This is a genomic window from Streptomyces lincolnensis (assembly GCF_001685355.1).
GTDB classification, from domain to species: Bacteria; Actinomycetota; Actinomycetes; order Streptomycetales; family Streptomycetaceae; genus Streptomyces; species Streptomyces lincolnensis.
The window spans coordinates 8,522,242-8,534,831 of record NZ_CP016438.1 but is presented as its reverse complement, the minus strand read 5'-3'; the positions used below and the strand labels follow the sequence as shown (position 1 = coordinate 8,534,831).

The following is a 12,590-nucleotide window of genomic DNA, read 5'->3' as shown; positions in this document are numbered from 1 at the left end:
ACAGCCGCTCAGTACCTCTTCAACGGCTCATCGGTCCGACTGCTCGCCGCGCTGCCTCCATCAGCGAGGCCGAAAAGGGTGCGGATTCGCCCCGGATTCGCCCCGAGGGCCCCGAACTCCAAAACGATCAGTAATTGACCTGCAGTAATGCTGATTCCTGCCGCTGTACCGAGCCGCTATCGACAGAGGAGACTCACATTTCAAACCAAGTGGACATGTTTGGGCGATTAACGCCAGTCAGTGCACTGCCCGGCCCTCCGCTCCGGCGACTAGGATCTGACAGAGCAGGGATCTGACCAGCACCTTTACAAAAGTCCTTCCGCCTGACAGAAGCCGTCTTGCCGAGCCGATGTAAGTTTCACGAGCCTGATTCCAACCACGGCACCCGGGGCGACGAAGCCTCGCCGACAGGGACGGGAACCCCATGCCTCACATGACCGCCTTCGCCAGGAACCAGTGGTACGTCGCCGCCTACAGCCACGAGGTCGGGCGGGAGTTGCTCGGTCGGACGATCCTCGGTGAGCCCATCGTCTTCTACCGGACGCAGGACGAGGGCACGCCGGTCGCGCTGCACGACCGTTGTGTGCACCGTCGCTACCCGCTCTCGGAGAGCGGCCTGGACGGTGACCGGATCGTGTGCGGCTACCACGGCTTCACCTACGACACGACGGGTACCTGCGTGTACGTGCCCGGGCAGAAACGCGTCCCCCGCACCGCCCGGGTCGCCTCCTACCCAGTGGTCGAGCAGGACTCCCTGATCTGGGTGTGGATCGGCGACGCGGCCCTCGCGGACCCCGGCACCATTCCGCGCGCCAAGCACCTGGACGCCCCCGGCTGGACCACCGTGCGCGGCATGGAACCCATCGACGCCGACTACGGTCTCCTCGTCGACAACCTCCTGGACCTCTCCCACGAGACGTATCTGCACGGCGGTTACATCGGCACCCCCGAGGTCGCCGAGACACCGATCACCACCGAGGTGGACGAGGGCGCGGGCATCGTGCGGGTGAGCCGGCACATGGACGACGCCGAGTGCCCGCCGTTCTACGCCAAGTCGACCGGTATCGAGGGCCGGATCACCCGCTGGCAGGACATCGAGTACCACGCGCCCTGTCTGTACCTGCTGCACAGCCGGATCGCCCCGGTCGGTGTGGTGCCCGAGGCGGACGGCAGCGACCCGAACGGCTTCCACACCGAGATCACGTACGCCATCACCCCGTCCGCCGACGGCAAGGTGTACGACTTCTGGATGGTCTCGCGGGACTGGGCGACCGAGAGCGACGAGGTCACCGAGTTCCTGCGGGGCAACAACCACACCGTGGTCATGCAGGACGTCGACGCGCTCAACCTGCTCCAGAAGACGCTCGGCACCGAACGCACCGGCTACCAGGAGCTGAGCATCAACATCGACACCGGCGGCCTCGCCGCCCGCCGTATCCTCGCCCGGCTGGTCGAGGAGGGCGACAAGCCCGTGGAGAAGGTCCTGTGAGTGCCGGTCCCACCGGGGAGATCTACCGCATCGACTGGCTGCCGGGCACGGACATCCTGCACGGCACCTGTCACTGCGGCCGCGAGCACACCTCCCAGGACCCGATCGAGATGTGGGAGTGGATGCTCGCCCACCCGCAAGGCCACCAACCGCCAGGACACGAGCCGCAAGGACACGAGCCGCGAGGACACGACTCATGAGCCTGTACGAAGCCGAACTCGTCGTCGACCGCCGGGAGTCCGCGGCCGACGGCGTCCTCGCCCTGACCCTGCGTCACCCGCTGGGCGAGGAGCTCCCGGCGTGGGAGCCGGGCGCCCACATCGACGTCGTGCTCGGACCCGGTCTGGAGCGGCAGTACTCGCTGTGCGGCGATCCGGCCGACCGCACCGCCTGGCGGATCGCCGTGTTGCGCGAGCCGGCCGGGCGCGGTGGATCCGCCCATGTGCACCAGGAGTTGGGGCAGGGCGACAAGGTCGGGGTGCGCGGGCCGCGCAACCACTTCGCCCTGGAGCCGGCCCCGCGTTACCGCTTCGTCGCCGGCGGCATCGGCATCACTCCGATCCTGCCGATGCTGGCGCAGGCGGAGTCCCGGGGCGCCGAGTGGAGCCTGCTCTACGGCGGTCGCAGCCGCAACTCCATGGCGTTCACCGAGGAGTTGAGCCGTTACGGCGACCGCGTCACCGTCGCCCCGCAGGACGAGACCGGGCTGCTGGACCTGGCGTCGGTGCTCGACGACGTGCCCGAGGGCACCCTCGTCTACTGCTGCGGGCCGGGGCCGCTGCTGGACGCGGTGGAGGAGCGCTGCCCGGCCGGACTGCTGCACGTGGAGCGGTTCGCGCCGAAGGAGCAGGAGACCGGCGAGAACACCGGGTTCGAGGTCGAACTGGCGCAGAGCGGCAGGACGGTGACGGTCGCCCCGGACGTCTCCGTACTGGACGCCGTGCGCGCCGCCGGGGTGGAGGTGCTGTTCTCCTGCACCGAGGGCACGTGCGGGACCTGCGAGACCGATGTCCTCGAAGGCGCCCCGGACCACCGGGACTCCGTCCTCACGGACGAGGAGCGGGAGGCCGGGGAGACGATGATGATCTGTGTGTCCCGGTGCCGGGGGAAGCGACTGGTGCTGGATCTGTGATCTTCAGGTCCGCCTCGATCCGGGCCACCGCCGCCAGCAGGGGCGGCAGCAGGTCGCGGCGGACCGCTGCCACGGAGGTCCGGCCGGCGTGCACGGCGATGTTCACGGCGGCCACCACCGCGCCGCCCCGGTCCCGCACGGGGGCCGCCACCGACCGCAGCCCCTCCTCCAGTTCCTGGTCGACCAGGGCGTACCCCTGACGGCGTACGCGCCCCAGTTCGGCCCGTAGCGCCACGGGCGCGACGATGGTCCGCCCGGTCAGGGGGCGCAGTTCCAAACGCCCCAGCCGGGCGTCGAGTTGGCCGTCCGGCAGATCGGCGAGCATGATCCTGCCGACGGAGGTGGCGTAGGCGGGGAAGCGGGTGCCCACGGTGATCGACGCCGACATGATGCGGCGGGTGGGCACGCGGGCCACGTACACGATGTCGTCGCCGTCGAGGACGCACAGGGACGACGACTCCTTGACCTGGGCGACGAGTTGCTCCAGGTGCGGCTCGGCGATCTGCGGCAGCGTCAGGCCCGCGAGATAGGCGTAGCCGAGTTCCAGGACGCGCGGGGTGAGCCGGAACAGCCGGCCGTCGCAGTGGACGTAGCCCAGGTCGGCGAGGGTGAGCAGCAGTCGGCGGGCGGCGGCGCGGGTCAGGTCGCAGGCGCGGGCCACCTCGCTGAGCGTGCGGGCGGGATGGTCGGCGTCGAAGGAGCGGATGACGGCGAGGCCGCGCTCGAAGGACCTCACGAAATGCGGTGCGCGGGCTGCCGGGTGCATCACGATCTCCTGACTGTCAACAATTCTGTCAGCCATGCCTGTTGAACGAGTCGGACGGCCGGTTCTCCGTTCCCTGAACACCAACTGAGCACTACTGTGCGGTGTGCGCACAACCTGTCGGAACACCGTAGTCTGCACAGGAGGAGCCTTGCGTCGTCTGCTCGCCGGTCTTGTGGCCGGTTCCTTTCTTCTCACCACGGCGGCCTGTGGCTCGTCCGACGGCTCGGGTTCGTCGGGCAAGGCGGCCTCGTCGGGTGGCATCACCACGGTCAAACTGGGGCTCATCCCCATCGTCGACGTGGCCCCGGTCTACCTCGGCCAGAAGCAGGGCATCTACGAGAAGCACGGCCTGAAACTCACCATCTCCACCGCCCAGGGCGGAGCGGCGATCGTGCCGGGTGTCGTCAGCGGGCAGTTCCAGTTCGGTTTCAGCAACGTGACCTCGCTGATGGTCGCCCAGTCGAACGACGTGCCCGTGAAGGCGGTCGTCAACGGCATCGCCTCAACAGGCGTGAAGGACAAGGACTTCTCCGCTCTCCTGGTGAAGAAGGGCAGCCCGATCAAGTCGCCCGACCAGCTGGAGGGCAAGCGGGTCGCCGTCAACACCCTGAAGAACATCAACGAGACCGCGGTGCGCGAGTCGGTGCGCAAGGCGGGCGGCGACCCCGACAAGGTCAAGCTCGTCGAGCTCGCCTTCGACCAGATGCCCGCGGCCCTCGACCAGGGGCAGATCGACGCCGCGTGCGTGGTCGAACCGGCGGCGGCCTCGATCCGCAGCCAGGGCGGCGTGGAGATCGCCTCGCCCCTGGTCGACATCGCCCCGGACCTCACCGTCGCGATGTACTTCGCCTCCCAGCAGTACACGCAGCAGAACCCGGACGTGGTCAAGAGGTTCCGGGAGGCCACCGCGGAGTCCCTCGCCTACGCCGAGGCCCACCCGGACGAGGCCCGCGCGATCGTCACCACGTACACCAAGATCCCGGCCTCGGTGCTGGAACAGGTGGTGCTGCCGAAGTGGCCGGCCGAGGCGAACCGCTCCTCCATCGAGGCGCTGATGAAGCTCGGCGAGCAGGACGGCCTCTTCAAGAAGACGCCGGACCTGGACAAGCTGCTGCCGTGAAGGGTCTGAACCTCGCACTCGGTGCCGCCGGGCTCGCGGCCTTCCTCCTCCTGGGCGAGGCGGTGCCGCGGCTCGGCCTGGTCAAGGAGGCCTACTTCCCGCCCACCAGCCGGATCGCCGGGGCGCTCGGTGACGAGCTCGCCGACTCCGCCTTCTGGACGGCGCTCGGCGACACGCTCACCGGCTGGGCGGTGGGGCTGGCGGTCGCGGCCTGCGCGGGCGTCGTCGCCGGGGTCGTCATCTCGGTCGTGCCGTATCTGCGGGAGGCGACCGCCTCGACGATCGAGTTCCTGCGCCCGATCCCCTCGGTCGCGCTGATCCCGCTGGCGGTCCTCCTGTACGGCACCGAACTGCGCTCGGTGCTCCTGCTCGTGGTGTACGCCTCCTTCTGGCAGATCCTGATCCAGACCCTGTACGGCGTCCAGGACGTCGACCCGGTCGCCGAGGAGACCGCGCGCTCCTACGGCCTGGGCACCTGGGCGCGGATCCGGTACGTGCTGTGGCCGACCGCGCTCCCCTACGTCATGACGGGTCTCAGGCTGGCCGCGGCCGTCGCCCTGATCCTCACCATCACCGCCGAACTCGTCATCGGCGCACCGGGGCTGGGCGCCCGGATCGCGGTGGCACAGACCTCTCAGGCGGTGCCGGACATGTACGCGTTGGTCGTGGTGACCGGAGTGCTGGGCCTGTTGATCAACGTGGGGGCGCGATCGGTGGAGCGCCGGGCGCTGGCCTGGCACCAGTCGGTGCGCGGGGAGGTGGCGGTGTGAGGCGCTTCCTGCTCCGGCTGGTGTTCGTGCTCACGCTGCCGGTGGTCCTGCTCGCCGTCTGGTGGGCGGCGTCCGACAGCAGCACGGACGTGTACTGGCCCCCCTTGCGGACCATCCTGAAGACCTTCCCGGACGTCTGGACCGCCGACCGGCTGCGCACGGACGCCCTGCCCAGCATCCTCAGGCTGTCGGCCGGCTACGCGACGGCGGCCGTGGCGGGCGTCGCCCTCGGCACGGTCATCGGCTCCTACCGGCGGGTGCGGGCGGTGTGCGAGCCGGTCCTGGAGTTCCTGCGGGCCGTGCCGCCGCCGGTGCTGGTCCCGGTCATCATGCTGTTCGCGGGCATCGGCCACACCATGAAGATCCTCGTGATCGCGATCGGCTGTGTCTGGCCGATCCTGCTCAACACCGTCGAGGGCGTCCGCGCCGTGGACTCCGTGATGGCGGAGACGGCCCGCTCCTACGGCGTCAAGGGCTTCGCCCGGCTGCGGCACGTGGTGCTGCCCTCGGCGAGCCCGCAGATCTTCGCGGGGCTGCGCCAGGCCCTGTCCATCGGCATCATCCTCATGGTCATCAGCGAGATGTTCGCGGCCAGCAACGGACTGGGCTTCACCGTCGTGCAGTTCCAGCGCGGGTTCGCGATCCCCGACATGTGGACCGGCATCCTGGTCCTGGGCCTGCTGGGCTTCCTCCTCTCCGTCGTGTTCCAGCTGGTCGAGCGGCGGGTGCTCGGCTGGTACCACGGTCTGCGCGCAACCACCCGGCGGTCCCGGTGACCTTCGCGAAAGGGCAGGGCATGCTCGACGTACGCGGCCTGAAGAAGGTCTACGAGGGGTCCGGGCGGCGGGTGGAGGCGGTGCGCGACCTCACCTTCACCGTCGACGCGGGCGAACTCGTCTGTCTGGTCGGCCCGTCGGGCTGCGGCAAGACGACCCTGCTGAAGTGCATGGGCGGCCTGCTCGCGCCGACGGCGGGCGAAGTGCTCCTCCAGGGCACCCGGGTGACCGGGCCACCGCCCGGGATGGCCTTCGTCTTCCAGGAGTACGGCCGCAGCCTGTTCCCCTGGATGCGGGTCGGCGAGAACGTCGAACTCCCCCTCAAGCAGAAGGGACTGAGCAGGTCCCGGCGCCGGGAGCTGGTCGCGGACGCGCTGCGCTCGGTCGGGCTCGCGGATGCCTCCGGGGCGTATCCCTGGCAGCTGTCCGGCGGCATGCAGCAACGGGTCGCCATCGCCCGCGCGCTGGCCTACGAGCCACAGGTCCTGCTGATGGACGAGCCGTTCGCGGCGGTCGACGCGCAGACCCGCGCCGATCTGGAGGACCTGGTGCGCGGGCTGTGGCGGGAGCGCGGGATCACGATCCTGTTCGTCACCCACGACATCGACGAGGCCGTCTACCTCGGTGAGCGGGTGGTCGTCCTGTCCGCCTCCCCCACGGTCGTCCAGGAACAGCTCAAGGTCGATCTGCCGGACGACCGCGACCAGTTGCACACCCGCGTGGCCCCCCGCTTCGCCGAACTGCGCACCCATGTGTACGAGCAGATCCAGGCGGCGAAGCGCGGAACGCCCCGAGGCGCGCCCGAGGACGCGGTCAAGACGGACGCGCCGCCATCTGCCTGAACTCCGGGTCGGCTCGGCCTACTTGGCGGCCCAGAGACCGCGGACATGGCCCAGGTGCCGGGTCATGACCGCGTGGACGGCCTGTTCGTCGCGGGCCAGCAGGGCGTCGAGGAGTTCGAGGTGCTCCTCGGCGGAGGACAGCAGGCGGCCCGCCTCCAGCAGCGCCGTGAGGCCGTAGAGGCGGGACCGCTTGCGCAGGTCGCCCACCACCTCGACGAGGTGGGTGTTGCCGGCCAGCGCGAGCAGGCCGAGGTGGAAGCGGGTGTCGGCCTCGACGTACGCGATGAGGTCGCCCGCCACCGCCGCCTGGACGATCTCCCGGGCGGCCGGGCGCAGCGCCTCCAGCGAGACCGGGTCGGCGGTCCCGGCCAGCCGTACCACCGTGGGGATCTCGACGAGCGCCCGGATGTGGGTGTACTCGTCCAGTTGCTTCTCGGAGACCGCGGTGACCCGGAAGCCCTTGTTGGGGACGGTGTCGACCAGGCCCTCCTTGGCCAGGTCCAGCATGGCCTCGCGCACCGGGGTCGCCGAGACGCCGAAGCGGGCGGCGAGCGTCGGCGCGGAGTACACCTCGCCCGGCAGCAGCTCACCGGCGATCAGCGCGGCCCGCAGGGCGTCGGCCACCCGCTCCCGGTAGCTGCGCTTCTGGCCGCCCAGCGTGGGCAGGGCCGGAGCAGCGGCGGCAGGCGGGGCGCTGGTGCGCTGGGCGGCCATGGAGGTCTCCTAGAGGTGCAATGTCACGCGGTACCGCTCATTATCCTCGCCGTCTACAGCACGAACCCGGCCGGGAACGGGTCGGAGGGGTCCAGCAGGTACTGGGCGGTGCCGGTGATCCAGGCCCGGCCGGTGAAGCTGGGCAGGACGGCGGGGCGGCCCGCGACCTCGGTGGTGCCGAGGAGCCGGCCGGTGAACCGCGTGCCGATGAAGGACTCGTTGACGAACTCGGTGTGCAGGGGGAGTTCGCCGCGCGCGTGCAGCTGTGCCATGCGGGCGCTGGTGCCGGTGCCGCAGGGCGAGCGGTCGAACCAGCCGGGGTGGATCGCCATCGCGTGCCGGGAGTGGCGGGCGGTGGCATCGGGGGCGAGCAGATGGACGTGGTGGCAGCCGCGGATGGAGGGGTCCTCCGGGTGGACGGGCTCGTCGTCGGCGTTGATCGCCGCCATGAGCGACAGTCCCGCCCGGAGGATGTCGTCCTTGCGGGAGCGGTCGAAGGGCAGCCCGAACTGCTCCAGCGGCAGGATGGCGTAGAAGTTGCCGCCGTACGCCAGGTCGTAGGTCACCGTGCGGCCGTCGGCGAGGGTGGCCTTGCGGTCGAGGCCCACGCTGAAGGACGGGACGTTCTGGAGGGTGACCGCCTTCGCCGCGCCGTCCTCCACCGCCACCTCCGCGACGACCGGGCCGGCCGGGGTGTCGAGCCGGATGGTGGTGACCGGTTCGACGACCTCGACCATGCCGGTCTCGACCAGCACCGTGGCCACGCCGATCGTGCCGTGCCCGCACATCGGGAGGTAGCCGGAGACCTCGATGTAGACGACGCCCCAGTCGCAGTCGGGCCGGGTCGGCGGCTGGAGGATCGCGCCGCTCATCGCGGAGTGCCCGCGCGGCTCGTTCATCAGGAGCTGCTTGATGTCGTCGCGGTGCTCACGGAAGTACAGGCGCCGCTCGTTCATGGTGGCGCCGGGGATGGTGCCGACTCCGCCGGTGATCACGCGGGTGGGCATGCCCTCGGTGTGCGAGTCGACGGCGTGCAGGACGAGTTTGCTGCGCATGGTCCTGTGCTCCTCCTTGTGCCGGTCCTCTTCATGCCGGCCCGGTTCATGCCAGTCCGTTTTATGTCCGTCCGTTTTATGCCAGTCCGGCCGCGACGGCCCGCTCGGTGGCGGAGCGGACCGCCGCCTCCTGCTCCGGGAGCAGCGGTACCCGCGGCGGGCGGCAGCCTCCCCCATGGCGGCCGACGATGTCCATGGAGAGCTTGATGGCCTGGACGAACTCGACCTTGGAGTCCCAGCGCAGCAGCGGGTGCAGCTGCTCGTACAGCTTCTTCGCCGTGTCCAGGTCGCCGGCGACGGCCGCCCGGTACAGCTCGACGGAGGACTTCGGCAGCGCGTTGGGGTAGCCGGCCACCCAGCCCTTCGCGCCCGCGATGGCCAGCTCCAGCAGGACGTCGTCCGCGCCGATCAGCAGATCCAGTTCCGGGGCGAGTTCGGCGAGCCGGTAGGCGCGGCGGACGTCACCGGAGAACTCCTTCACCCCCTGGATGTATCCCTCGCCGTGCAGCCGGGCGAGGAGTTCGGGGACCAGGTCGACCTTGGTGTCGATGGGGTTGTTGTACGCCACGACCGGCAGGCCCGCCCCGGCGACCTCGGCGTAGTGGGCGAGGACCGAACGCTCGTCGGCGCGGTAGGCGTTGGGCGGCAGCAGCATCACGGAGCCGCAGCCGGCGTCCCGGGCCTGCTCGGCCCAGCGGCGGGCCTCCGCGGAACCGTAGGCGGCGACGCCGGGCATCACCCGGTCACCGCCGATGGCGGCCACGGCCGTCTCGACCACCTTGGCGCGCTCCTCGGGGGTGAGCACCTGGTACTCGCCGAGCGAGCCGTTCGGCACCACGCCGTCGCAGCCGTTCTCGACGAGCCAGGCGCAGTGCTCGGCGTACTTGTCGAAGTCGACGCTCAGGTCGTCGTCGAGCGGGAGCGCGGTGGCGACGAGGACGCCGCGCCAGGGGCGGTTCTCAAGGGCGGTCATGTGAGCTCGCATCCCATCTGTGACGTGTGACATTTCATGGGTTCCACTCAAGGTCTTCGGTCTCTCCCGCCCGGGCCAGCACACCGAGGGGTACGGGCCGGGCGAACGGCCGCCGGGACGCGGTGGACCCGCACCCGGTGAGCCCCGCGACCGCGGGCCCGCACACCCGGCCCTGGCACCAGCCCATCCCGGCCCTGGTCAGCAGCTTGACGGTACGCAGGTCAGCGGCGCCCAGGTCCTTCACGGCGGCACGGATCTCGCCTCCCGTGACCTCCTCGCAGCGGCAGACGACGGTGTCGTCGGTGACCTGCTCGGTCCAGTGCGCGGGCGGCGCGTGGACGGCGTCGAGCGCGGCGAAGAACGCCCGCAGCCGGGTACGGGTCCTCGTGGCCGCCGCCCACTCGTCCGGGTCGGGCTCGGTGCCGTGCAGCCGCGCCGCGGCCGAGCGGCCCGCGATGTGCCCCTCGGCCAGGGCGAGGGCGGCGCCTCCGATGCCGGTGGTCTCGCCGGCGGCCCACACGCCGGGCACGTCGGTGCGCTGCTCGTCGTCGGCGTGGACGTCCGGTCCGTCGAGGCGGCAGCCGAGGGTTTCGGCGAGGTCGGTGTGCGGGAGCATGCCGTGGCCGACGGCCAGGGTGTCGCACGGGATGCGGCGCCCGGTGCCGGGCCTGACCCGCCCGTCGGGGTCGAGCGCGGCGACGGTCACCGCCTCCAGCCGTTCGGCCCCGTGGGCCTCGACCACGGTGTGCCCGGCCAGGAGCCGCACGCGGTGGCCCAGCAACTCGGCCGCGTACCGGGCGCCTTCGGCGACCTTGCCGGGCTCGGCCGCCAGCGCGCGGGCTCGTCGTACGAACGCCTTCGGGGCGGCGGACTCCACGAGGGCCGCCACGTCCACTCCGGCGGCGGCCAGGCCGGTCGCCACGGGGAGCAGCAGGGGTCCGGTCCCGGCGACGACGGCGGTGCGTCCGCCGACCGTGAGGGTGCCCTTGAGCATGGCCTGGGCGCCGCCGGCGGTGACGACGCCGGGGAGGGTCCAGCCGGGGAAGGGCAGCACCTTCTCGTAGCCGCCGGTGGCGAGGAGCACGGCGTCGGCGCGGACTTCGGCCGGGTCCTGCTGCTCGGGGCCGAGCAGGGCGTGCACGGTGAAGCCGGGGCCGGCGCCGGCTGCGGTCCGCCGCCTCTCCACGCACCACACGTGATGGTCGCTCAGGTGCCGTACGAGCCCTGCCCGGACGTGAGTGCGCAGCTCGTCCCTCAGCAGCTCCCAGGTCCGCCACCCGTGGTGCAGGGCCTGCGGGCGGCGGGCGCGCAACTCGGCCGCGGGCTGCCGGTAGAACTGTCCGCCGGCCTCCGCGGACGCGTCGACGAGCGTGACGCGGACGCCGTGGGAGGCGGCGGCGACGGTCGCGGCGAGGCCCGCGGGGCCCGCGCCGATCACCGCGAGATGCGGTCGTTCACTCGTCATGGCCCGTCCCCTCCTGCGTGCGGATCGCGTCGCCCGGGTTCAGGGGCACCAGGCAGGCGCGTTGGTTCGGGCGGTCGTTGACGGTGACCAGGCAGTCGAAGCAGACGCCGATGCCGCAGAAGACGCCGCGTGGCCGGCCCGCGCCCCGGGTGGTGCGCCAGGAGGTGATCCCGGCGGTCCAGAGCGCGGCGGCGACGGTCTGGCCGGGCAGGGCCTCGATCTCCCGGCCGTCGAGGGTGACCGTGAAGGCCGGTCCCGGCCGGGCGTCGGCCAGGTCCCGTGGGGATCTCATGCGGCCTCCTCGGTGCGGGGGAAGCGGTCGGGGCGGAAGGGCGTCAGGTCCAGGTCGGGTGTCTTCGCGGTGAGCGTCTGGGCGATCAGGTGGCCGGTGCCGGTGGCGAGTCCGATGCCCGCGCCCTCGTGACCGCAGGCGTGGTAGAGCCCGGGGACCCTGGGGTCCGGGCCGAGGGCGGGCAGGTGGTCGGGCATGTACGGGCGGAAGCCGAGGTAGGCGCGCATCGCGTGGACGTCCGACAGGAAGGGGAACAGCCGGGTCGCGCCCGCCGCCAGCGCCCTTACGGCCGGCAGCGAGAACGTCCGGTCGAAGCCGACGCGTTCGCGGCTCGCGCCGATCAGCACGGGCCCCGCCGCCGTCCCCTCCACGACCGGGGAGGTCTGGAGCGCGGCCGAGTCGCTGGCCACGTCGGCCACGTAGTCGGCGGCGTACACCTTGTGGCGGACCATGCGCGGGAGGGGTTCGGTGACCAGGACGAAGCCGCGGCGCGGAAGGACCGGCAGGTGCGTGCCGGCGAGGGCGGCGAGCTCGCCGCCCCAGGTACCGGCCGCGTTGACGACGGCCGGGGCGTGGATGTCGCCGCTGTCGGTGCGGACCCCGAGCACGGAGCCGTCCGGTCCCGTCGGTACGTCCGTCACGGTGCGGCCGGTGAGCAGGCGGGCGCCCGAGGCGCGCAGGAGGTGGGCGGCGGCCAGGGCGGGCATCACCTGGCTGTCCTGGGGGTAGTGGACGCCGCCGGGCAGGCCGTGGGCGAGGTGGGGTTCGAGGCCGTACAGGTCGTCGCCTGCGACCGGTTCGGCGACGACTCCCGCCGCGCGCTGTCCGTCGGCGAAGCGTTCCAGTGCGGTGAGCCCGCCCGGGGAGGAGGCGACGACCACGCCGCCCTTCGCCTCGTACTCGATCGCCCGGCCGAACTCCTCGGCCAGTTCCGCCCAGAGGCGGCCCGACAGGAGGGCGAGGTCCAGCTCGGGGCCGGGTTCCTTGTCGGAGACCAGGAGGTTGCCCTCCCCCGCGCCGGTCGTCCCGCCGGCGACCGGGCCACGGTCCACGAGGACGACGTCGAGCCCCGCCCGAGCCGCGTACAGGGCGCAGGCCGCACCCACCATTCCGGCCCCGACGACCACGACATCGCAGGTCAGTCGCTTGCTCACGCCAGTACTATGTCACATGTCGCACTGTAGGGAAACGGGGCG

14 protein-coding genes are annotated in these 12,590 nt (G+C 71.6%); 7 read left to right on the top strand and 7 right to left on the bottom strand.

Annotation, left to right across the window (positions count from 1 at the left end):
- The first annotated feature begins 424 nt into the window (after nucleotides 1-424).
- From SLINC_RS37650 to SLINC_RS37640, 3 genes are read left to right on the top strand one after another with little or no spacing between them, the layout of a single operon-like run.
- Nucleotides 425-1,489 carry an aromatic ring-hydroxylating dioxygenase subunit alpha gene (locus SLINC_RS37650; RefSeq protein ID WP_182449249.1) on the top strand — a complete coding sequence of 355 codons (1,065 nt, stop codon included), beginning with the start codon at nucleotides 425-427 and terminating at the stop codon, nucleotides 1,487-1,489.
- Nucleotides 1,486-1,689, top strand: coding sequence for a hypothetical protein (locus SLINC_RS37645; protein ID WP_067442904.1), 204 nt, complete (start codon nucleotides 1,486-1,488; stop codon nucleotides 1,687-1,689). Before SLINC_RS37650 ends, SLINC_RS37645 begins: the two co-directional genes overlap by 4 nt.
- Nucleotides 1,686-2,621, top strand: coding sequence for a PDR/VanB family oxidoreductase (locus SLINC_RS37640; protein ID WP_067442903.1), 936 nt, complete (start codon nucleotides 1,686-1,688; stop codon nucleotides 2,619-2,621). The genes SLINC_RS37645 and SLINC_RS37640 overlap by 4 nt, the downstream gene beginning before the upstream one ends.
- Here the strand turns inward: SLINC_RS37640 and SLINC_RS37635 are convergent.
- Complete coding sequence (locus SLINC_RS37635; RefSeq protein WP_067442902.1) at nucleotides 2,536-3,387, bottom strand: IclR family transcriptional regulator domain-containing protein; 852 nt, start codon at nucleotides 3,385-3,387, stop codon at nucleotides 2,536-2,538. The two genes, SLINC_RS37640 and SLINC_RS37635, sit on opposite strands and share 86 nt — an antisense overlap.
- Nucleotides 3,388-3,535: 148 nt before the next feature.
- Between SLINC_RS37635 and SLINC_RS37630 the strand changes: the two genes are divergently transcribed.
- From SLINC_RS37630 to SLINC_RS37615, 4 genes are read left to right on the top strand one after another with little or no spacing between them, the layout of a single operon-like run.
- Entirely contained in the window at nucleotides 3,536-4,507 is a 972-nt protein-coding gene (locus SLINC_RS37630; protein ID WP_067442901.1) for an ABC transporter substrate-binding protein, read from the top strand.
- Nucleotides 4,504-5,277, top strand: a complete 774-nt coding sequence (locus SLINC_RS37625) for an ABC transporter permease (protein ID WP_067442900.1) — start codon at nucleotides 4,504-4,506, stop codon at nucleotides 5,275-5,277. The genes SLINC_RS37630 and SLINC_RS37625 overlap by 4 nt, the downstream gene beginning before the upstream one ends.
- Nucleotides 5,274-6,053 (top strand): ABC transporter permease, encoded by a 780-nt coding sequence (locus tag SLINC_RS37620; RefSeq protein WP_067442899.1) that lies wholly within the window; start codon nucleotides 5,274-5,276, stop codon nucleotides 6,051-6,053. Before SLINC_RS37625 ends, SLINC_RS37620 begins: the two co-directional genes overlap by 4 nt.
- 20 nt (nucleotides 6,054-6,073) lie before the next feature.
- Entirely contained in the window at nucleotides 6,074-6,895 is an 822-nt protein-coding gene (locus SLINC_RS37615) for an ABC transporter ATP-binding protein (protein WP_067446126.1), read from the top strand.
- 18 nt (nucleotides 6,896-6,913) lie between these two features.
- On the opposite strand, the gene SLINC_RS37610 is transcribed toward SLINC_RS37615, so the two are convergent.
- The 6 genes from SLINC_RS37610 to SLINC_RS37585 all read right to left on the bottom strand — a co-directional run bounded on the left by SLINC_RS37610 (nucleotide 6,914) and on the right by SLINC_RS37585 (nucleotide 12,548).
- Nucleotides 6,914-7,609: a GntR family transcriptional regulator gene (locus SLINC_RS37610; protein WP_067442898.1), complete on the bottom strand. Its 696-nt coding sequence runs from the start codon at nucleotides 7,607-7,609 to the stop codon at nucleotides 6,914-6,916.
- 53 nt (nucleotides 7,610-7,662) lie between these two features.
- On the bottom strand, nucleotides 7,663-8,664 hold the full coding sequence (locus tag SLINC_RS37605; RefSeq protein WP_067442897.1) for a proline racemase family protein: 1,002 nt from the start codon (nucleotides 8,662-8,664) through the stop codon (nucleotides 7,663-7,665).
- 76 nt (nucleotides 8,665-8,740) lie between these two features.
- A complete protein-coding gene (locus tag SLINC_RS37600; RefSeq protein WP_067442896.1) occupies nucleotides 8,741-9,637 on the bottom strand; it encodes a dihydrodipicolinate synthase family protein in 897 nt (298 codons plus the stop codon).
- 34 nt (nucleotides 9,638-9,671) lie between these two features.
- On the bottom strand, nucleotides 9,672-11,102 hold the full coding sequence (locus SLINC_RS37595) for an NAD(P)/FAD-dependent oxidoreductase (protein WP_067442895.1): 1,431 nt from the start codon (nucleotides 11,100-11,102) through the stop codon (nucleotides 9,672-9,674).
- The gene (locus SLINC_RS37590) at nucleotides 11,092-11,394 is read right to left on the bottom strand and encodes a (2Fe-2S)-binding protein (RefSeq protein WP_067442894.1); all 303 of its coding nucleotides are present in this window, start codon (nucleotides 11,392-11,394) and stop codon (nucleotides 11,092-11,094) included. Before SLINC_RS37590 ends, SLINC_RS37595 begins: the two co-directional genes overlap by 11 nt.
- Nucleotides 11,391-12,548, bottom strand: coding sequence for an NAD(P)/FAD-dependent oxidoreductase (locus SLINC_RS37585; protein ID WP_067442893.1), 1,158 nt, complete (start codon nucleotides 12,546-12,548; stop codon nucleotides 11,391-11,393). Before SLINC_RS37585 ends, SLINC_RS37590 begins: the two co-directional genes overlap by 4 nt.
- Nucleotides 12,549-12,590 lie beyond the last annotated feature (42 nt).

Excerpts from the sequence above, each read along its gene's own strand:
- SLINC_RS37615 (WP_067446126.1), top strand. The coding sequence starts at position 6,074 with ATGCTCGACGTACGCGGCCTGAAGAAGGTCTACGAGGGGTCCGGGCGG.
- SLINC_RS37610 (WP_067442898.1), bottom strand. The coding sequence starts at position 7,609 with ATGGCCGCCCAGCGCACCAGCGCCCCGCCTGCCGCCGCTGCTCCGGCC.
- SLINC_RS37635 (WP_067442902.1), bottom strand. The coding sequence starts at position 3,387 with ATGCACCCGGCAGCCCGCGCACCGCATTTCGTGAGGTCCTTCGAGCGC.
- SLINC_RS37605 (WP_067442897.1), bottom strand. The coding sequence starts at position 8,664 with ATGCGCAGCAAACTCGTCCTGCACGCCGTCGACTCGCACACCGAGGGC.
- SLINC_RS37600 (WP_067442896.1), bottom strand. The coding sequence starts at position 9,637 with ATGACCGCCCTTGAGAACCGCCCCTGGCGCGGCGTCCTCGTCGCCACC.
- SLINC_RS37590 (WP_067442894.1), bottom strand. The coding sequence starts at position 11,394 with ATGAGATCCCCACGGGACCTGGCCGACGCCCGGCCGGGACCGGCCTTC.
- SLINC_RS37640 (WP_067442903.1), top strand. The coding sequence starts at position 1,686 with ATGAGCCTGTACGAAGCCGAACTCGTCGTCGACCGCCGGGAGTCCGCG.
- SLINC_RS37650 (WP_182449249.1), top strand. The coding sequence starts at position 425 with ATGCCTCACATGACCGCCTTCGCCAGGAACCAGTGGTACGTCGCCGCC.
- SLINC_RS37595 (WP_067442895.1), bottom strand. The coding sequence starts at position 11,102 with ATGACGAGTGAACGACCGCATCTCGCGGTGATCGGCGCGGGCCCCGCG.